The sequence below is a fragment of the Vibrio jasicida 090810c genome (assembly GCF_002887615.1).
GTDB classification, from domain to species: domain Bacteria; phylum Pseudomonadota; class Gammaproteobacteria; order Enterobacterales; family Vibrionaceae; genus Vibrio; species Vibrio jasicida.
In genome coordinates this window covers 581,004-600,725 of the sequence record NZ_CP025792.1, presented here as the reverse complement: position 1 = coordinate 600,725, position 19,722 = coordinate 581,004, and the positions used below count along the sequence as shown (strand labels likewise).

The following is a 19,722-nucleotide window of genomic DNA, read 5'->3' as shown; positions in this document are numbered from 1 at the left end:
CAAGTAAACGTATGCACAATTTTGAAGATGCGATGATCTTAGGTATCGCGGGAAACTTCGCAGGTCACCTGCAACAAGCTGGTGAGGCTGATGACTTTACTCTCTACGGAGATGTGAACGCTAATAAGCCCCAAGCATTGTTCCCCATTTATGTGCCTTTTATCGAACATTCGTATTTGTCGACATATCCAATAAGTGCCGATACGACCAAGTTGCCAAATGATATTTTGAACTTACAAATTGAACCAGAGCTTGCTCTGATCTGTGATGTTACTTATGAAGGTGGTCATGTCTTACAGCTCAAGCCGACGTATTTTGGCGCATTCAATGATTGTTCGATTCGACGCCCTGATGCGAATAAAATCAGTGAGAAGAAAAATTGGGGTGCAGCGTCAAAAGGCTTGGCATCGCAACTTATTGAACTAGAACGGCTCACTCCTGATAGCGATATCGGCAGATTTAGAATCGCGAGCTTTCATAAGCGAGGAGAGCAGGTATTTGCCTACGGCGAAGATTGCGCAGTAAACGAATACTCCTATTTCTATGCGGATCTGCTGGATTGGATACGTGATCAGATGAATCATCAAGCGGAGCGCGGTCCGATGGAAAACATTCACGCATTACTCAAACAAGCAAATCTCCCAAGCCAGCTAGTGGTCGCAGTGGGAGCAACGCGTTACACCGAATATGGTGAGCAGAATTTCTTGGAAAGAGGCGATGAAAGTGTGGTTGTTGTGTATGACAGCCACCTATACCAACCAAAAGATGTGCTCGGCATGGTACAGAAGGCGCAGTATGAAGCGACAGGCTTTTCTTATGTGAGTCAAAAAGTGCTTTAAGTTTAAGTCAATAGAGAACAAAAAAAGCCCGCAAATTAGCGCAATGTAGTTCACTTAAGCGGAGCTGCTTTGCGATTAACTGGGTAGCGAGTCTTTGACATTTTTACCGCCCTAGGCCGATTAGGCTTAGGGCGTTTGTCTATAAAGAGGATTGATAAGTCTCCCCTGAGACTCTTTAAACGCTTAGGTGTATTGCCTAGCGATAACGCTTTACTCATCACTTTCAGTTGACTCGCTATAAACTGACAAGCGTATTTAAAGCTAATTTCATTCGGCATTCTTCCATGCTCAACTGCTGCCTGGCTCGCTTCACGTCTTACTAAGTTATAACCAAGCAACAGCCCCCAGAGTTCTTGATAAACAAGGTCTACTGTTCTGCTGCGTAATACTAAGGCATTGTGTTGCATTGAGCTTTTGATATCACGATAACCTAATTCGATTTCCCAACGTTCGTGATAAAGTTCAGCTACCGCTTTCGCGTCGTAGTTTGTCCTAGGAAGGGAGGTAAAAACAGTTTTCTGCTTACCTTGTACTTCATAGGTCACCGCTCTGACTTGCCATTTTTCAGGTAAACTAGGATTCTTTTTGCGGGCTTGCGGTGAGACGTTCATTTCGATGACCATGTCATTACTTTCTTCTTCATCTAAAAGAGTGTATTTCAACCCCTTCCTTGCTGGTATCAACCAATGTCTATTAATACCGCTCTTTTGAAGAGAGAGAAGTAAGTCCGCACCGTAAAACCCTTTATCTAGTAGCGTCACAGAGTTATCTGGCAAAGAGTCGATGAAGGGCATAGCAAGTGGGATTTCACCACGCCGATAGGGGCTTATGGCGGCATCAGCGATGACATGAGAGCGGACATTCATTATGGTCACAACTCTTAGCACTGGATGCGGTGTCTGTCTGTTGTTAGAGGTATTACCCGAGCCAAAGTGCTCTCTAAGTTCGGGTGTATCCGCGGTTCGAAAAAGAGCACCGTCTACAGCAAAAACTTGTAATCCTTGCCACGTATCATCACGGTATCGTTCAAGACCCCACGTCCGCCCACATTGTTTAAACAACCACTCTGGTGCAGCTCTACCTAAACGCTGTCTTGCCTGAGTTAAAGCACTTTTTGCTAATAACTCTTCATCAGCTAAGCCATCCGCACAGACATTCATTCTTCGTGCAACCTCGGCAATAGGTTCATTACGAAAGAAGGCCATGCCGACAATTAACCACAAGACCATGTCACTTGGTAATCGACGTCGGCGAATAGTTGCTTTATCAGAAAGACTGGCCGCCTTAACAATCCACTCATCTGGAATATGTTCAGAGAAAGTAGTGAGTTGAGCTACATCAACAGGATTTTCTTCGAGGAAATCGGCAAAACAGTTTTGGATAGACATAAAAATCGGAAGCCTAGAAACAGGCTTCCGATTATCTCTCAACAGAAGGATCGGTCAACCGATCCTTATCTGATCTACATTGCGCAAATTAGCGGGCTTTGTTGTATCTAGAGCCTACCACACCGTATTCAAATCCCTTTTAGAGTTCAATAAACCCCGCCAATACAAACGAAAAGTGTGATTATCTTTTTTAATCTTGCCTTCAGATAGTTGCAGTGGCCGATTGGTCGAACCAAAGTACTTCTTTTTTGATATTTAGAGAGGGTTCTGAATGTGGAAAAACATTTCTTTAGAAACGCTGTATGAGAAGTGCTTGGAGCTTTTACTGACATTTGGGCCATTTATCTTGGCTTTGATTGTTCTGTTCATGGGCTGGTGGATTATAAGCAAAGTCAGTTTTGTATTTCTTGTGTAATATTTTTATTAAATGATAAAAATGTTTTTATGTGGTGAATTATCTCCAATGAACATTCAAAATTTGAAAATGTCAATTTACTTCTATTTGACCTAGTTTATAAATAATATATATCGCTTTCATAATTATAAGCAGTAAATGTTTGCTTTTTTGCCAAGAAGAGGGGATCTTAACCAAAAAGACGCTCATATATGTTAAAGCCTATTAATATTTTAATTGCGGATATACAACCCATTTTCCGAGAAGGTCTACAGTCTGTAATTCAGAAACGCGTACCTATACGGGGTATATTTCAAGCTGAGAGTCAAAAAGAAGTACTTAAATTGTTGAGTGAGAATAAGGTTGATATCTTGCTCATGGATGTATTTCTTGCCGACTGCAATTCCCTAAAATTAGGACATAGTTTATTAAATAATGGCTTTAAAGGAATTTTGATTTTTCTTACCTCTCAGAGCCTTAGTCACTATTCAAAATTGGCTTCGCAAATCGGTGCAAGTGCATGCCTGAGTAAGAATGATCAGAGTGATATGGTCGTTGATGCTATCGTTTCGACAGTGAAGGGGTTTCGAGTCTTCAAAAGCGGGATGTCTGAACACTACCCAGCATTATCGGTGCGAGAACAGATGGTATTTGACTATCTCGCTCTTGGATACAGTAACCAGAAGATCGCTCAAACTTTGTCTCTTAGTGAAAAAACGATCAGTACATATAAGTCTCGCATACTACAAAAGTACGATACTAAATCAATAGTCGAATTAGTAAACCTCATGCATCTCACGTAGCATATCCGATGAAGATAGTATCTAAAAAGACTAAATAATCAACAAAGATCTCGATACGGAATCAAAGCATCAGTTAGTTCTTTCCGCATAGAATATGAGTAACGGCAAAGCGATTTGTTAAATTAAATCTAACCTATTATCATCAATGTAGTCGCCTTCATGCAGCATAATCGATACTCCATTTGACGCCATAAGACAGAACGAATTGTAATGAATAAAGAACTTGATTTAAATCTTTTGAAAGTGTTGGTTTTACTAAATCGACATAAGAAAATTAAAATCGTAGCGAAAGAGTTAGGGAAAAGTGAGGCGTCAATTAGTAAGTACTTAACGCGTTTAAGAGAACAACTGAACGATGAGTTGTTCATTCGCTATGCTCATCATTTGGAGCCGACTTATGAACTCAAACGTAGGTTGCCGGAAATAGAGGAAGCGCTGAGCAAACTTGAATCTTGTATGGATTTGAGTGAATTCAACCCTAACTTACACGAAGGGAGCATCACAGTTTGCTTGCCTCAAACAACTCAGTACTCATTTGGACACCTGATTCTTACGGATCTTATGTCTTTATTTCCCAATAGTAAGATTGATGTGACTAGCAACATTGATTCGAACGAAGGTGACATTCTAGATGGCAAAGTCGATATACGACTTCATTACTTTAATGATGAGTTGTCGAAGACGATCTATCAAAAGCATATAGGGTATGCAGCGCCTTGTATCGTTGTTCCAGAAGAGTTAGGGATTGATGACTTTGAAGAAGCTTGTAAACTGAAATTTGTACTATTGGAAATCTTGGGCTGGAAGGATAAAGAGCAGTTAACTAAGCGTGCATTAGAAAAAAGGGGCATCGATATTAATAGAGTTGCGACAATCGGTAATATTACAAGCTTATTTTAAACGATTAAACTTCAAGGTGCCGCTACTATTCTTTTTTCTGCACAAGGACCACGAGAAGGTTTCACGTTTATTCCCATTCCGGATGAACTTTACCGTGGCGAGCGTCCAAAAGCCGTCATTACAAATGAAGCAAACTAATCGTTCTAGTCCCGTTCATCAGATATTAACGAATATTATTTTGAAACATATAAACAGTCAGAGATGATTGAAGCATTGAAGAGGATTGGGTGAGTTTGACGTTATAGTCTTTAACCATTTCTGTGTGCGTTAATTTGACGATTATCTATCCGCTCTGTAGGAGTTTTCTGAGTTTTATTTTTTATGACAGTAATTTAAAGAACTACTGAAATTGCAAGTATCGTGTAAAGATTAAAGTTTTATGTTTATATTTTATTTAGTAATGAAGTAATATCGATTTCTGAATTATGTTGACTGAGGTGTATATGAAACGTTTTATTCTATTTTTTGGTTTGGTTTTAAGTAGTAGTTATTCTTTTGCAAACGAAAGCACGGTAGTAAAAGTAACTGAGATACAAGCACCGTTCGTAGAAGTTACGGCAGGTGATAAGGAAGTTATACCATTCGAAGTAATAAAACCAAGTGTTTCAACTGTAAAGAACGAAGAAAAAATACTGTTAAGCCTACAAAAATAAACAAACCGTTATCTCAGCCTAAGTAGTCTTCGTTCTTCTTCGATATCAGAATTTTCATACCAATATAGAGCAAATGTTCATACACTTGCTTCTTTTATGCATGGCAGCAAAGATCTACCAACACACCAACACACCAACACACCAACACACCAACACACCAACACATTGTGTCATTGATTATATGGTCACTCAATGTTGTTAATGACCTTTCACCTCTTCACGTGCGTTACCCTATGGCTAGTACATTAAAGCATGGCCACAACTCAATATACGATTGTTTCTCACGCGCAATGCCCGTTTTCCACACCAAATGCCCGATTTTTTGTGTGGTTATTCACCGTTTCGGTCAAAAGTGGGCATGTTTAAATCTGGTGTGATGGCTATCTCAGATTTTCTCTCTACTTAATCTAATATCTCAGTCATTGATTGAAGTTGAGTAGTTTATCAATGCAAGCAGCATCGAGAGCAAGCCACATATTAAAAGTAATATCTAAAGTTGGACAAGTGTCGGTTCTAGATTTATCTCAAGAATTAAAAGTTTCCGTAGAAACGATTCGAAGAGATTTAAAGTTACTGGATAAGAAAGGTGAGTTAGTCCGAGTTCATGGGGGAGCAATCGGTAAGCAATATAAAGATGAAGGAACATCTTTTAATAATCGTGCCGGAAACAACATTGATGATAAGAAACACTTAGTTGAGCAAGTTGTTTCTAATATATATGAAGGATCGGTAGTTGGTTTAGATGCTAGTTCATCTAGTTGGCTTGTGGCTCAAGCGATCCCAGATATTCGTTGTACTGTAGTAACAAACTCAATCAATAACATTAGCGTACTCTGCGGAAAGAAGAACATTTCTATTATCAGTTTGGGTGGGTACTTTTCGGAGAAGTATAAAGCATTCTATGGATTGATTGCTCGGAATACTTTATCGGAGATGGCTTTGGATTTATGTGTCATCTCGTGTGTTGGGTTTGATGAGCAATCTGGAGTGTGGGATTCAAACGAATACAATTATGAGATTAAAAAAACATTTATCGAAGTATCAGATAAAGTAATTCTATTGGCTGATAAAAGCAAATATAAAAAAAAGAGCTTACTAAAAATATGTGATTTAGATGAAATAGACATGTTGATATCTAATGCCATATTAAATAACTAAATAAAAATATAATCCAATAACGTGAAACTCATTCCTATAACTTAATGAGAGGAATGACCGTACCTAAAGGAATTTAAAATGACTGACATTTTATCATCCGCTCCACAATCAGAAGTAAAGAAAGGGAATAGTGAAGTAATTCCTAAGTCTGTTCTGTTCCCATTTATTTTGCTGACTTCATGCTTCGCTTTATGGGGACTAGCAAATAATATGACCGATGTTTTAATCGCGCAGTTCCGAAAAGTATTTACTTTAACGGATATGCAATCAGGTTTAGTTCAAACAGCATTTTATGGTGCTTATTTTATCTTGGCTTTACCTGCCGCGCTTTTTATTCAGCGATACAGCTATAAAGCTGGAGTATTACTAGGGTTAGGGCTTTTCGCTTCGGGGGCTCTATTATTCTATCCTGCGGCGCAAGCAATGGAGTATTTGCCTTTCTTAATGGCCCTGTTTGTTTTGGCTGGCGGTCTATCCATCCTAGAGACCAGTGCTAACCCATACATCATAGCAATGGGTCCTCAAGAAACAGCAACACGCCGATTAAATATTGCTCAAGCGTTCAACCCTGTGGGGTCTATTACTGGGGTTCTGATTGGCAAATTCTACATTCTTTCTCAGCTAAACCCAGCTTCCGATGCAGAGCGTGCGGCGATGGCGCCAGAACAACTTAACACCATTCAGGCCGCAGAGCTTGATGCCGTCATGATGCCTTATTTGTCTGTTGCTGCTGTCATTTTAGTCGTCTGGCTCGCGATTGCTTTTACTAAGATGCCAAGAGCTAAAGAAGTCGTAGTTAGCGATGGTGCCGAGCATTCTCTGCGAGCGACATTTACTCGTTTAGTCGAGAAAAAACATTTCGTCAGAGGTGTTATCGGCCAGTTTTTTTATGTTGGATGTCAGATTGGTTGTTGGTCTTGGACCATCCGATATGTGATGACTCAGGTCGGCGGGACGGAAGCTGACGCGTCTAACTTCTTACTTGCATCTATCGTAGTCTTCAGTGCGTTCCGCTTTATCTGTGTAGGTTTAATGAAATACATCGCACCAGAGAAGCTCCTTGCTGTATTAGCCATGGTGGCTGCGCTATTAGTGCTGGTTCTGATGAGTGTTGGTGGTGTTACAGGTGCGTATGCACTGGTTGGTATCTCTGCGTGTATGTCACTGATGTTCCCGACTATTTTTGGTCTATCTCTACAAGACCTAGGCGGTGATTCAAAATTTGGCGGTAGCTGTCTAATTATGGCAATTCTTGGTGGCGCTGTGTTGACTGCCGTCATGGGAAAACTATCGGATTCAATGGGTATTCAAGCTGCTTTCGTTATTCCTCTAATTGGCTTTGTGTACCTCGTTTACTTTGGTCTTAAAGGCTACCAAATCGAAAAATAACTCAGATTAACGTGAAAAAAGAGAGTTTTAATATGAACAACTTAGTCAAAATCGGTATCCGTCCAACTATTGATGGTCGTCGTCTTGGTGTGCGTGAGTCGTTAGAAGAACAAACGATGAATATGGCAAAGAATCTTGCGAATTTCATTAGAGAAAACCTGCGCCATGTAAGCGGAGAGTTGGTCGAGTGTGTTATTGCCGATTCTACAATCGGTGGCGTCGCTGAAGCTGCGGCCTGTTCAGATAAGTTCAAACGTGAAAATGTGGGGCTTAGTATCACAGTTACACCTTGCTGGTGCTACGGCACAGAAACCATCGACATGGACCCTCATATGCCAAAAGCAATCTGGGGATTTAATGGGACTGAGCGCCCTGGAGCAGTGTATTTAGCGGCGGCAATGGCGGGTCACTCTCAAGTGGGCTTACCTGCATTCTCTATCTACGGTGAAGAAGTTCAAGATAAGGATGACACTTCTATCCCATCTGATGTTCAAGACAAAATTTTACGATTCTGTCGAGCGGGCCTAACCGTTGCGAGCATTCGTGGGAAGTCATACCTATCTATGGGCTCTGTCTCTATGGGAATCGCAGGTTCCATTGTCGATCAGCCGTTCTTCCAACATTACTTAGGCATGCGTAATGAATATGTCGATATGACAGAGATTAAACGTCGCTTAGACAGAGAGATTTTTGATAAAGAAGAATTTGAACTTGCTCTGGCTTGGACGAAAGAACACTGCCAAGAAGGCAAGGATTATAACCGTACACCAATGCTCGAAGAGCGTAAAAAAGAAGATTGGGAAACGGTGGTCAAGATGACAATGATCATGCGTGATCTGATGGAAGGTAATTCTAAGCTAGCTGAAATGGGTTTTGGAGAAGAAGCGCTAGGTCATAATGCGGTTGTTGGTGGTTTCCAAGGCCAGCGTCATTGGACAGATCACCTGCCTAATGGTGACTTCAGTGAGGCCATTCTAAACTCTTCATTTGATTGGAATGGCATTCGTGAGCCATTTGTTATTGCGACTGAGAACGATAGCCTAAATGGCGTAAATATGCTCTTTGGCAAGATGCTGACAGGTCAAGCTCAAGTGTTCTGCGATGTTCGTACCTATTGGTCTCAAGACTCTGTTGAGCGCGTAAGTGGGTATCGACCAGAAGCGGGCTTTATCCATTTAGTAAACTCTGGCTCAGCAGCGTTAGATGGCAGTGGTGAAGCCAAAGATCAACATGGTGAATCGGTGATTAAGCCCCATTGGAATATGAGTGCTGAAGACGCCGAAGCATGTTTAAGTGCGACTTGTTGGCCGCCAGCAGATGTCGAATACTTCCGTGGGGGTGGTTTCTCTTCAAACTTCCTAACGCACGGTGGTATGCCATTTACGATGCACCGTATCAATATCGTAAAAGGCATAGGTCCTGTGCTGCAAATCGCGGAGGGCCATTCAATTACACTGCCAAAAGAAGTCCATGAAACTTTAAATGAACGCACTAATCCAACTTGGCCAACCACCTGGTTTGTACCTCGTATCAATGGTGAAGGCGCATTCAAAGATGTTTATTCTGTGATGGCTAATTGGGGAGCAAACCACTGTGTGATTACTTACGGTCACGTTGGCGCCGACCTAATCACTTTGGCCTCTATGCTTCGTATCCCTGTTGCGATGCATAACGTTGAAGACAAGGATGTATTCCGACCACATACGTGGAGTGCATTTGGTCAAGACAAAGAAGGCCAAGACTACCGTGCTTGTGCCAACTTCGGTCCACTTTACAAGTAGCTGCAATGGGCGGAGAAAACTCCGCCCTGATAGGAGTTTCTATGTCTGTAGTGATTGTTTTGGATTGTGGTGCAACTAACTTGCGCGCGATCGCCATTGATCCTCAAGGTGAAATCGTTGCATCACATTTTATGAAGAATACGACTAAGCAAGATGAAAATAACTCAGCTTTTCATATTTGGGATTTCGAAGATATCTGGCAGAAGTTGATTGAATGTGGGCAACGTGTTGTAGCTGAAGTTGGTGCGAAAAATGTCATTGCTTTTACGGTCACGACATTTGGTGTTGATGGCGCACCATTCGACCGCAATGGTAATCAAATATACCCGATTATTTCGTGGAAATGCCCGCGAACCCTCGGTGTAATGAAGCAAGTTGAAACAGAGTTGGACCGTATTGATCTTTATCGTAATAACGGAATTGGTGATTACAGCTTCAATACCCTCTATAAGCTTCGTTGGTTAAAAGAGTACGAACCAGCTGTATTCAAAAAGATGGATAAATTTGTGTTTATCTCTTCGATGATTACGCACCGATTAACCAGCACTTTATCGACGGATTACACCATGGCAGGTACATCCATGATGACCGACTTAAACAGTTGTAATTGGAACACATCAGTATTCGACTATTTAGGGCTATCGGAGTTGAATTTTCCTCCTCTCGTGATGGCGGGAGAGACTATTGGCACCGTGACCTCATCTGTTGCTGAATGTTTTGGTGTTAAGAGCGGGCTTCCGGTGATATCTGCAGGCCATGATACGCAATTTGCTTTGATCGGTTCTGGTGCGGAAGAGAATCAAGCATTCTTAAGTTCAGGCACTTGGGAAATATTGATGGCTCGAAGTCAGCGCCCTCAACTTAATACCGAAGCGTTAGAAAATGGTGTAACGGTCGAGTTGGATTCCGTTAAAGGGTTCTACAATCCAGCGACGCAATGGTTATCAAGTGCCGTGATTGAATGGGTTGCGACGCAGTTTTTTTCTGCGGAAAAAAGCGCGGATGATTTGTATAGCATCATGATTCAAGAAGCGAATGAAGCTGGTAGTGGGGCTGGAGGGGTTGTCTTCGTACCACGGTTTGCACTCAACGCGGATGGCATTGGTGAAGGTGCGATCGAAGGATTATCCATTCATACCACCCGTGGACAAATTGTTCGAGCAGTCTTTGAAGGACTAAGTCGTCAGCTTAAACATCGATTCGACTATTTGAATCAACTTTGTCACCTCAATGACGGACCAGTCGTGGTCGTGGGTGGTGGTACCAAGAATGCCCTTTGGAACCAGTTGAAAGCTGATGCTTTACAAAGACCACTGCATATTGTTGAACAAGCAGAAGCCACGGTGCTTGGCGCTGCCATGTTTGCTTTCTTCGGCGTGGGGTTCTACCCAAGTATCCAAACCGCACAATCTCAAATGAAACCAAGTTTGCAGGTGGTTAACCCAACCTCTTGCGTATCAACAAAAAAAGAGAAGGAGCGCTGCCATGCTTAAAGGTATTCATCCAGCGATTTCGCCTCAGCTTTTAGCCACGCTGTCTGAGATGGGACATGGCGATGAAATTCTCTTTGCTGACGCTCATTTTCCAGCGCATACCTTTAATCACAATGTGATTCGCTGTGACGGTGTCGGTGTAGACACCTTACTAGGTGGTGTCGTTGAGTTGTTCGAACTGGATCAATATATTGATCAGCCCGTGATCATGATGCAGGCAGTACCGGGCGATGAACTTGACCCTAGTGTCGAGAACAAATACTTGGAAGCGATGACTGTTTCTAACGTCAACCAAGAACAAATTGAAAGAGTAGAGCGCTTTGCTTTTTATGAGCGAGCAAAGCAGTGCTATGCAGTGGTACTCACTGGGGAGGTTGCTAAATACGGCAATATTATTCTCAAAAAAGGTGTCACAACTCTTTAAAGAAATAAAAGGTTAAGGAATAAAAATGAATCGAGTAGAACTTTCCCAACAAATTATCGATACGTGCTTGGAAATGACCCGTCTAGGTTTGAACCAAGGTACAGCAGGAAATGTGAGTGTACGCTTTGATAACGGTATGTTGATTACCCCAACCGGTATCCCTTATGAAAAACTCACCCCAGACCACATTGTGTATGTAGCCGAAGATGGGAGTTTTGAAGAAGGAAAGCTGCCATCGTCTGAATGGCTATTCCATCTAACTTGCTACAAAAAGCGTGATGATGTGAATGCAGTTGTTCATAACCACGCGATTCATTGCGCAGCGGTTTCTATCTTGAATAAGCCAATTCCTGCCATTCATTACATGGTCGCGGCATCAGGTACTACCGAGATTCCTTGTGTACCTTATGCGACATTTGGTAGTGCTAAGCTTGCTCAATACGTTGAAGACGGGATTTCTAAGAGCAAAGCAATTTTGCTGCAGCATCATGGTTTGATTGCGGGCGAAGCGAACTTAGAAAAAGCATTGTGGTTAGCTCATGAGGTGGAAGTCTTGGCAGATCTCTATCTCAAAACTTTGGCTATTACGGCTGATGTGCCTGTGTTGGATGATGCCTCAATGGAAGTCGTGCTTGAAAAGTTCAAATCTTATGGGTTACGTATAGAGAAGTAAGGAGTGATAAACCATGGCTTTTGCATTAAATCTTCCTAAGCTCAGTTATTCTGGTGTTGGGGCTATAGATGATGCTATCGCGACACTGAGTCAACAACCAGTGAAGCGAGCGTTAGTCGTAACGGATAAAAACTTAATTGAACTTGGTCTTCTTGATCATTTATTTGATTTACTAGACCAAGCCTCTATTGACTATGAATTGTTTGATAAAGTCACGCCAAACCCGACGGCGACATTAGTTAGAGAAGGTTTGTCTCTTTATTTAGAGGCGGGCTGTGATTGTTTTATTGCGGTCGGTGGAGGAAGTCCCGTCGACTGTGCGAAGGCAATTCGTATTGTAGCTGCTAACTCAGGCGATATTGTCGATTACGATGGTGTGGGTAAAGTTAAGCAAGCGGGTGATTTCTTTATTGCTATAAATACCACTGCGGGTACTGCTGCGGAAATGACATCGAATTCGGTGATCACTGATGAAGTACGCCAAGTAAAAATGGTAATAATCGACGCTAAACAGATCCCAGATATTGCGGTTAACGACCCATTGTTGATGGTCAATTTACCGGCAAATATCACTGCAGCAACTGGTATGGATGCTCTGACACATGCCATCGAGGCTTATGTCACGCCGGGTGCTCATACGTTGACGAAACCGACAGCGCTTGAAGCGATTAAACTGATAGCGCAATGGCTTCCTGTTGCTGTAGATGATGGTAAGAACATTGAAGCTCGTGAGCAATTGGCTAACGCGCAGTTTTTGGCTGGTATGGCATTTAATAGTGCAGGCTTAGGACTTGTTCACGCGATGGCTCACCAACCAGGGGCGACGCATAACCTCCCTCATGGCGTGTGTAACGCGATTTTGTTACCAATTGTCTGCGAGTTTAATGCAGAGCATTCTCCGGATAGGTTTCGTGAGATTGCACATGTAATGGGAGGGGATGTTACAAGCTTAGATAACGAGCAAAGCGCTAAGTTAGCAATTACGTTGATACGAGACTTATCAAAACGAGTTGGAATTCCTGTTGGTTTTTCTACATTAGGCATCAAAAAGGAAGATTGCGATAACTGGATAGAAAAAGCACTTTCTGACCTTTGTTTAGCAGGAAATCCAAGGACTCCAACTCGAGAAGAGGTTCAAAATCTATATTTGATGTCATTGTAATTCGACTCTTTACAAATAACGTAATGAATTTATTACTGGGCACTACGTGTTAGCTATATTGCTCCCACAGAAGTTAAATATGAAACTTTGTAGTGAGAGAATGATTGTGTCAATGGATTGTGCCCTCAACGAGATGTTCATATCCACAACTAACAGAAAAGGAGCGTCAGCTCCTTTTTTGCGTTTCGAAAGGCGTATTGTGAGATTTAGTGACTCAATCAAACAAATAGGCAATCAACATGACACCAACTTACCTTTATATACAGTTTAAAATTCAGGATATGGAAGCTTTCAATGAGTATGCTGAACGTGTTTCTGAAACCACTCAAATCTATGGTGGTCAGACAATTGCGATCAACAAATCACCAACGACATTCCATGGGGATGTGGGGGCAGATGTTTGTGTCATTCAACACTGGGCATCTTTAGAAGCGGCGCACGCGTGGCATGACTCTCCTGAATACGCACCACTGAGAAAACTGCGTGACGAAAAAGCGATGGGAGATCTGAAAATTATCCCTGTGCCTGCTGTTTAAATAAGCAAGTAGATTAAATAGACAGCGCTAATATTGATGTTATATTAAATTTATAATGAATTAGTGGTTGGTATTTTTACAGAAAATATTAGCGTTCGTTTATTTATTAATCTCTAATTATTTACTTCATCATTCTTGGAAACTGAGTCACAAAATAATCAATTATATTTAATATTTATAAATGGTGTTTTTTATTAAACTATTTGCTCTAGCCTTATGCTAAATTTCTTTTGAGATGATCATTTAAGTGATTGTAAATATTGTTGTTTGTTAGTTTTTTGTCAGTATGTTCTGAAATTGTCGTTTTATTTAAATTTGTGATGTTTGTTCATATCGATAATCGTCAAACTTTCATTGATAGAACTTACGTATATTATTTTTAACTGTTTACTGATTAAAACTATAAACATGAAATAAGTAACAACGGTTATAAAGCATCCGTTGAATCTTATTTGTACTATAAACGGTAGAGAGTGAAAAAAGTGAAAGCAAATAAAAACATTCTTAAAGTAGCAGTGGGTATGGCGATGCTATCCGGGCTACCTACAGCAGCCAATGCTCACGGCTGGTCTGAGTTCCCGAGTGCTCGTCAAAACACGTGTTACGAACAAGGTGGAGTTTGGTCTGGTACGCCACCAAATGCAGCATGTGCTCAAGCGAAAGATATCTCTGGTTCTTATCCTTTTGTTCAGCGTAATGAATTCGCTAAGAACATTACTGATTACAACAATATGGCAGCAGTGAAAGCGGCGATTCCTGACGGCACATTGTGTTATGCAAATGACTCTCAGAAAAAGGGAATGGGTGCGCCACATACGGCTTGGACTCGTACTGAACTAAACACAGGAACATTTGAATTTGTGTTTAATGCGACGGCTCCTCACAACCCTTCATTCTGGGAGTTTTATCTAACCAAACCTGGTGCGGATCTAAGTAAAGCACTGGCATGGGGCGATCTAGACTTGATTCAGACGGTAGGTAATGTTCCCGTAAATGGCGGCAAATACCGCATGGACGTTACGATTCCGTCAGATCGTTCTGGTGACGCGATTCTATTTGTTCGTTGGCAGCGTGATGATGCCGCTGGTGAAGGCTTCTACAACTGTTCTGATATCACTATTGCAGGTGGTGATACTCTTCCTCCTGAAGCTGATCTTGTTCGCGGTGACCTGTACATTCCTCAAGGTTTTGTAAATCCTGAAATCGGTGACACAGTTAAATATGACATCATCAACAAGAATGGCGATGTGGCACGTAGTTTTGATATTAAGGTTGAAGCTTCGAACGTAAATGATTGGGCACGTCTACTTGCTTCAGAAATCAACGGTTGGCACGCAGAGTTCAAAGACGGCGCAGTCTTCATCGGTGATTGGCATGAAGAAATGTCACATTACATGTATTTCCAAAATGATCCATCACGTAACTTCTTTAACTCAAAAGATAGCCGCGCATCTGGCATGATTTCAGTTATTGATGGTGATGATGGTGGTGTAGAGCCACTGACTGGCGATATTTATGAACTTGTGAAGAGCGATAAAGTCGTCAATGCTGGTGACAGCGTAATTATTGCCACAAGTGAAGCCGCGAACCTAACACAAACTCAAGGTTCATCGGTGAGCATTCAGAACAACGGTACTTCGTCTATAGTGGTAAACACTAGTGCAATCACGCAGAACGAAACACTGTCATTTGTTGCTAACGCGGTAAACAGCGCACGTGCTGAGACGTTTACTTTCGAGGTTATTGCAGGTGATGACGAAATTACGCCACCAAAACCTGAGCCAGACCCAGATCCTAAACCAGATCCAGATGAGAATGGCACTTGGGATGCTGCTAAAACATACTTAGGTGGTGAAGTGGTTTCTTACGCTGACCAAAACTGGAAAGCACAGTGGTGGATTCAAGGTGGTGACAACCCTGAAGCGACTTACCAGAAAGACCAATGGGGTGTTTGGCGTCCAACTAACTAATCTCGATTCTCATATTGAGAGATATCAGTTTACGCGTTTATTAAATTGATAAATAAGAAAGCCACCATGGTTGATGTATGGTGGCTTTTTTGACGATGAGTAATTGAAACTCGACGTCGAATGCAATAAGCAATTCTAAAAAACTCGAGAGTTCAGATGCTTATTCCTAATCATTCTGGTGGGTTAATATGCGTCTGAGCGTTAACACCTCCTATAGTCTTGACCTCACCTTAAAATGACAATAATGCGAAATTTTACTTGAGCCCCATGGATGTGAGGGCTCTTTTTTCGTTTGGCGCCTTTGCATCTCCCCTTGGCTTTGTTATTGCATAGTGAACAATAACCGGGGGACAGCGCATCTCTCGTTATCAAATTGAAAATAGGTACTCGGTTGGCTTTCTAACTTACGACCAATGAGCATTATGGGGCGACCTCTTTGCTCACGGAGATAGTGAAGGAGAAAGCAGTGAAAGATTCCAATGATTTAGTATTCAAACCAACAGTGTTTTGTTGGGCGTTAATCTCACCCCAAAAACAAGGTTCTTTTGAAGACTACCTATGGTCAATGGGAAAAGAAGCCCAAAAGCGTGGTTGGACTTACATTGTCTGCGTTATTGAACCCATATCACCGACTCTGAAGACATGGCTGCTTGAGTCAGGCTGTGAGCTTATTTGCTTAGATTATGACAAAATCACTAATTCAGGCTTCATTGTGCGTTTATTGAAAGAGCGTAAAGTCGATATTCTTCACACCCACTTTATTGGTCCAACAGATCCGAGTTTGTTGTTGTGTAAATTGAGGTGGGGCGGAAAAATTGTTTTTACGGATCACAGCTCCAATCCTCTTGGTATGCCCAGTAAAGATTATTTGGTCTTAAACCAACTCCGTTCTATGCGGCAAAGTATTCTGAGTCTCGCGATTGACGCATATCTGCCTGTCTCTGATTTTGTTGCATCACGCATTGCTCGAAACTTGCCAAATGCTCACCACAAAATACATCGCCTCTATAACGGTATTGACCTCGCGCGGTTTCAATCGGCGATATCTAAAGAGAAAGCAAGGCAGATTAAGTCCGCGCAACTTGGCGTATCCGACGACATCATGATAGTGGCCTTCATTGGTCAGCTGACACAGGAGAAGGGCATCGACCATTTTCTCAATGTTGCCAAACGTTGTGTTGATGGTGGTATCGAATGCCAGTTCTTGATCATTGGCGATGGCGCATACCGTAAAGAAGTGGAAACTCTTTGTGCTCATCAGGATTACCAGAGAGACATTCAATATTTAGGTTTACGCTCTGATGTTCCGGATATCTTGAGTGTCACGGATGTGTTTGTTATGCCGTCTCTTTGGGGAGAGGCGTTTGGTCTTACTGCGATTGAAGCGTCCGCATGCGGTGTTCCTGTTGTTGCTTCTAATATAGGTGGTCTACCAGAGGTCATACTGCATCATCACAGTGGGATCTTAATTGAAGCTGGGGATGAGACTGGTTTATATGACGCTATCTGGCGATTAATCGAAGATACGGACGCTAGAGTAGAGTTTGGCAAAAACGGCCGACGTCATGCAGAACAGAACTTTGGCTTGGACAATATGGTGTCTAAGACTTTTTCGCATTATCAACGTTTGCTTAATTCGAATGAAAGTTTGTGGGAGAGCATGAAAAAAATGCTCGAATTGAGAGGTTAGGAGAGAGGGAGCTCTAATGCTAAACGTAGAAGATATTCTCAAACAATTACGTGAAAACGGTATTGTTGTGCTTGATGGTTATGTTCCGCTACCTAAGCTCGAGCAAATGCAGCGATGCTTTGATCAACACCTTACCCATCCACAGTTTAATACTTGGACGGGATACCAACAAAATGAACGATGGCGATTACTCATTGAAAACTTACTTACACTGTCGCCTGCTTTTTTGTACCCAATCCAACATGATGATTTGATGCATATATGCCGTGACTACATTGGCGACCGATTTCAAGTGACTGAGGTTAGGGGGTGGAAAACCATTCGTACCACTCGTAATTTTCATGGATGGCATAACGACGCTTGGTATGACGTTGACCGATGCCAAGAGCCACCACCCCAGATAAAGTTGGGTGTGTATCTTACCGATGTAAACAGTGGTGAGTTTGCTTACGTAGAGCAAAGCCATCGGCAAAAATTGGCTCCGGGTCATTGGAATAAAGCGCAAGTCGACGAAATGAACTTGCCAATAAGACACGTGACCGGCAAGGCAGGAACCGCCTTTTTATTTGATACGAGTGGGGTTCACCGACAAAACTATCCGGTGCTGACATCTCGTAATGTGGTGTTTTACAATTTTCACGATCCTGCTTTCCCTATTCAGAGTTTGGATAAGGAGTATGATCGGTACGCGCCGCTTTTGCTCAACGCTGCTTTTTTGAAAGGTTTGACCAAAGAACATGAACGAATCTTAGGGTTCGGCGATGAGCGATATTTTGAAGATGGCTTTATACCGAAACAACGTTATCCAGCTCTGCATAGTTTGGTTAAAGCTGGGTTATTTACCCGTCTTCTTGGACAAGATTGCCAACAATTATTTAATCGAGTGGCGACAAAGATCTTTTGAGGACGTTATTCTTAATCGTCTAGCGTAGGCAGAATACAGTGATCTTGTTAAAATGCCGATTCGCGGCTGCACATTGAACTTCAGTCCACTCAAAGAGAGAACACCTATGACGGTAGAAAATGTGCTTCCTGAACACTATGCAGAGCTGCTAGTAGTTTGGGAAAACTCAGTCCGAGTGACGCATGACTTCATCACAGAAGAAGATATTGAGTTTTTTAAACCCATCATTATTGAGCAAGCATTTCCTGCAGTCACCTTAAAGTGTGTAAAAAACACTGCAGGTGCAATACAAGGTTTTGTTGGTGTTCATGATGAAAAAATCGAGATGCTGTTTCTTCTAGATCAAGCAAGAGGAAAGGGCATAGGTAAGATGTTGCTGCAACATGCGATCAAACATCTCGGCGCAGTAAAAGTCGATGTGAATGAGCAAAACCCACAAGCCGTCGGTTTTTACCAACGTATGGGCTTTAAAATCGAATCTCGCTCACCACTCGATGATATGGGTAAACCATTTCCAATTTTACACATGACGTTGTAACGCTCGATATGTCGTACATCCGCCTTAACAAGGTTTTGCTAGAAGAAACGCCCAAAGCTAATAACTTTGGGCGTTTCCGTTTGTAACCGTTGGATATAGGCAGTCACTCAAAACAGGTATAGGAAAGAAAGTGTTTTTCACGACAGGTTGCTTTTACCGTGACAATCAATGTAAGTAACAAACAGCTCGACTAGATTCGGATTAAACTGGCCTTTATCTTTTTCGGTTAAAAGGATATTGATTGCTTTCGAGTTAGGCATGCCTTTTCTGTAAGCTCTGTCTGAAACCATTGCGTCCCATGTGTCGACAATCGCGAGCACTTGCGCGATAAATGGAATCTCGTCGCCCTTAAGTCGAAATGGATAACCATTTCCATCCCAACGTTCATGATGAAGACCACCAACCATTGTCGCTGTTTCTAGAGCTTTAATGCCTCTTGCTATCTGATAGGTGTGCTTTACATGCTCGCTCATCACTTGACGTTCAATTGGTTCAAGCTTGCCATGTTTATGGAGGATAGCCGTTGGTGTTTTTAGCTTGCCTAAGTCATGTACTAGAGCAGCATCAAAAATCAGCTCTAACTGCGCATCTGTAAAACTCAGAAACTCACCAAAATCATAAGCGACTAAGCATACATTGAGCGTGTGTGTATAGGTTTCCGGAGAGTGCTCAGCCATTTCTTGTAGCAACTCAAGTGCTGTAAATGAATGTGCATGGTTCAATGCCATTGCATACACATGATTGAATTTGACGTTTTGCATACCTACACCTTAAGTCGTTCGTTTGGGCCGGCAAGTATGGTGAAGGTCAGTGTTTGTGTTAAATGAATGGTCGTGAATCGAGATTAATAAGGGTTAAATGGCCATTTTAGAAGTTTTTACAATGAAGTAATTGTTTGGAATCAATGGGATAGTATCGTATAAAATTAATAGCGAAAATCTATGGGAGAATGGGTTTTAGATTGTGGTTGCATAAGTAAAAATGGTTAACAGTCATGCTTCTTCAATCCGTGATTAATGGCATTATT

Annotated in this window: 17 protein-coding genes and 1 pseudogene; 16 read left to right on the top strand and 2 right to left on the bottom strand. The window is 41.9% G+C overall.

Features of this window, described 5'->3' with window-relative positions; genetic code table 11:
* Positions 1-11: 11 nt before the first annotated feature.
* Positions 12-839: a DUF5718 family protein gene (locus C1S73_RS02895; protein WP_038873322.1), complete on the top strand. Its 828-nt coding sequence runs from the start codon at positions 12-14 to the stop codon at positions 837-839.
* A gap of 50 nt (positions 840-889) precedes the next feature.
* Here C1S73_RS02895 and C1S73_RS02890 read toward each other — a convergent pair whose 3' ends face one another.
* Positions 890-2,227 carry an IS4 family transposase gene (locus C1S73_RS02890; protein ID WP_038873382.1) on the bottom strand — a complete coding sequence of 446 codons (1,338 nt, stop codon included), beginning with the start codon at positions 2,225-2,227 and terminating at the stop codon, positions 890-892.
* 606 nt (positions 2,228-2,833) lie between these two features.
* Here C1S73_RS02890 and C1S73_RS02880 point away from each other — a divergent pair.
* From C1S73_RS02880 to C1S73_RS02810, 15 genes and pseudogenes are all read left to right on the top strand, one after another.
* Complete coding sequence (locus tag C1S73_RS02880; RefSeq protein WP_038871105.1) at positions 2,834-3,424, top strand: response regulator transcription factor; 591 nt, start codon at positions 2,834-2,836, stop codon at positions 3,422-3,424.
* 210 nt (positions 3,425-3,634) lie between these two features.
* Positions 3,635-4,529 (top strand): annotated as a pseudogene (locus tag C1S73_RS02875) (LysR family transcriptional regulator).
* A 238-nt stretch (positions 4,530-4,767) separates the two neighbouring features.
* Positions 4,768-4,977 carry a hypothetical protein gene (locus C1S73_RS02870; RefSeq protein WP_125459500.1) on the top strand — a complete coding sequence of 70 codons (210 nt, stop codon included), beginning with the start codon at positions 4,768-4,770 and terminating at the stop codon, positions 4,975-4,977.
* 447 nt (positions 4,978-5,424) lie between these two features.
* Positions 5,425-6,135: a DeoR/GlpR family DNA-binding transcription regulator gene (locus C1S73_RS02865; RefSeq protein ID WP_038871110.1), complete on the top strand. Its 711-nt coding sequence runs from the start codon at positions 5,425-5,427 to the stop codon at positions 6,133-6,135.
* Between the two features lie 78 nt (positions 6,136-6,213).
* Positions 6,214-7,524 (top strand): L-fucose:H+ symporter permease, encoded by a 1,311-nt coding sequence (fucP, locus tag C1S73_RS02860; protein ID WP_038871112.1) that lies wholly within the window; start codon positions 6,214-6,216, stop codon positions 7,522-7,524.
* 32 nt (positions 7,525-7,556) lie between these two features.
* Positions 7,557-9,305: an L-fucose isomerase gene (fucI, locus tag C1S73_RS02855; protein WP_038871114.1), complete on the top strand. Its 1,749-nt coding sequence runs from the start codon at positions 7,557-7,559 to the stop codon at positions 9,303-9,305.
* A gap of 41 nt (positions 9,306-9,346) precedes the next feature.
* Positions 9,347-10,798: an L-fuculokinase gene (gene fucK / locus C1S73_RS02850; protein WP_038871116.1), complete on the top strand. Its 1,452-nt coding sequence runs from the start codon at positions 9,347-9,349 to the stop codon at positions 10,796-10,798.
* Positions 10,791-11,222: an L-fucose mutarotase gene (gene fucU / locus C1S73_RS02845; RefSeq protein ID WP_038871118.1), complete on the top strand. Its 432-nt coding sequence runs from the start codon at positions 10,791-10,793 to the stop codon at positions 11,220-11,222. The genes fucK and fucU overlap by 8 nt, the downstream gene beginning before the upstream one ends.
* A gap of 25 nt (positions 11,223-11,247) precedes the next feature.
* The gene (fucA, locus tag C1S73_RS02840) at positions 11,248-11,895 is read left to right on the top strand and encodes an L-fuculose-phosphate aldolase (protein WP_038871119.1); all 648 of its coding nucleotides are present in this window, start codon (positions 11,248-11,250) and stop codon (positions 11,893-11,895) included.
* Between the two features lie 13 nt (positions 11,896-11,908).
* The gene (fucO, locus tag C1S73_RS02835) at positions 11,909-13,057 is read left to right on the top strand and encodes a lactaldehyde reductase (RefSeq protein WP_038871121.1); all 1,149 of its coding nucleotides are present in this window, start codon (positions 11,909-11,911) and stop codon (positions 13,055-13,057) included.
* 239 nt (positions 13,058-13,296) lie between these two features.
* Positions 13,297-13,593: a DUF1330 domain-containing protein gene (locus C1S73_RS02830; RefSeq protein ID WP_038871124.1), complete on the top strand. Its 297-nt coding sequence runs from the start codon at positions 13,297-13,299 to the stop codon at positions 13,591-13,593.
* Positions 13,594-14,075: 482 nt separating this feature from the next.
* Entirely contained in the window at positions 14,076-15,563 is a 1,488-nt protein-coding gene (locus tag C1S73_RS02825; RefSeq protein ID WP_050566723.1) for a lytic polysaccharide monooxygenase, read from the top strand.
* Positions 15,564-16,029: 466 nt separating this feature from the next.
* Positions 16,030-17,253: a glycosyltransferase family 4 protein gene (locus C1S73_RS02820; protein ID WP_038871128.1), complete on the top strand. Its 1,224-nt coding sequence runs from the start codon at positions 16,030-16,032 to the stop codon at positions 17,251-17,253.
* Between the two features lie 16 nt (positions 17,254-17,269).
* Positions 17,270-18,157: a phytanoyl-CoA dioxygenase family protein gene (locus C1S73_RS02815; RefSeq protein ID WP_038871129.1), complete on the top strand. Its 888-nt coding sequence runs from the start codon at positions 17,270-17,272 to the stop codon at positions 18,155-18,157.
* A 106-nt stretch (positions 18,158-18,263) separates the two neighbouring features.
* The gene (locus C1S73_RS02810; protein ID WP_038871130.1) at positions 18,264-18,695 is read left to right on the top strand and encodes a GNAT family N-acetyltransferase; all 432 of its coding nucleotides are present in this window, start codon (positions 18,264-18,266) and stop codon (positions 18,693-18,695) included.
* A gap of 137 nt (positions 18,696-18,832) precedes the next feature.
* Here the strand turns inward: C1S73_RS02810 and C1S73_RS02805 are convergent, their stop codons facing one another.
* Positions 18,833-19,456 (bottom strand): HD-GYP domain-containing protein, encoded by a 624-nt coding sequence (locus C1S73_RS02805; RefSeq protein WP_038871131.1) that lies wholly within the window; start codon positions 19,454-19,456, stop codon positions 18,833-18,835.
* Positions 19,457-19,722 lie beyond the last annotated feature (266 nt).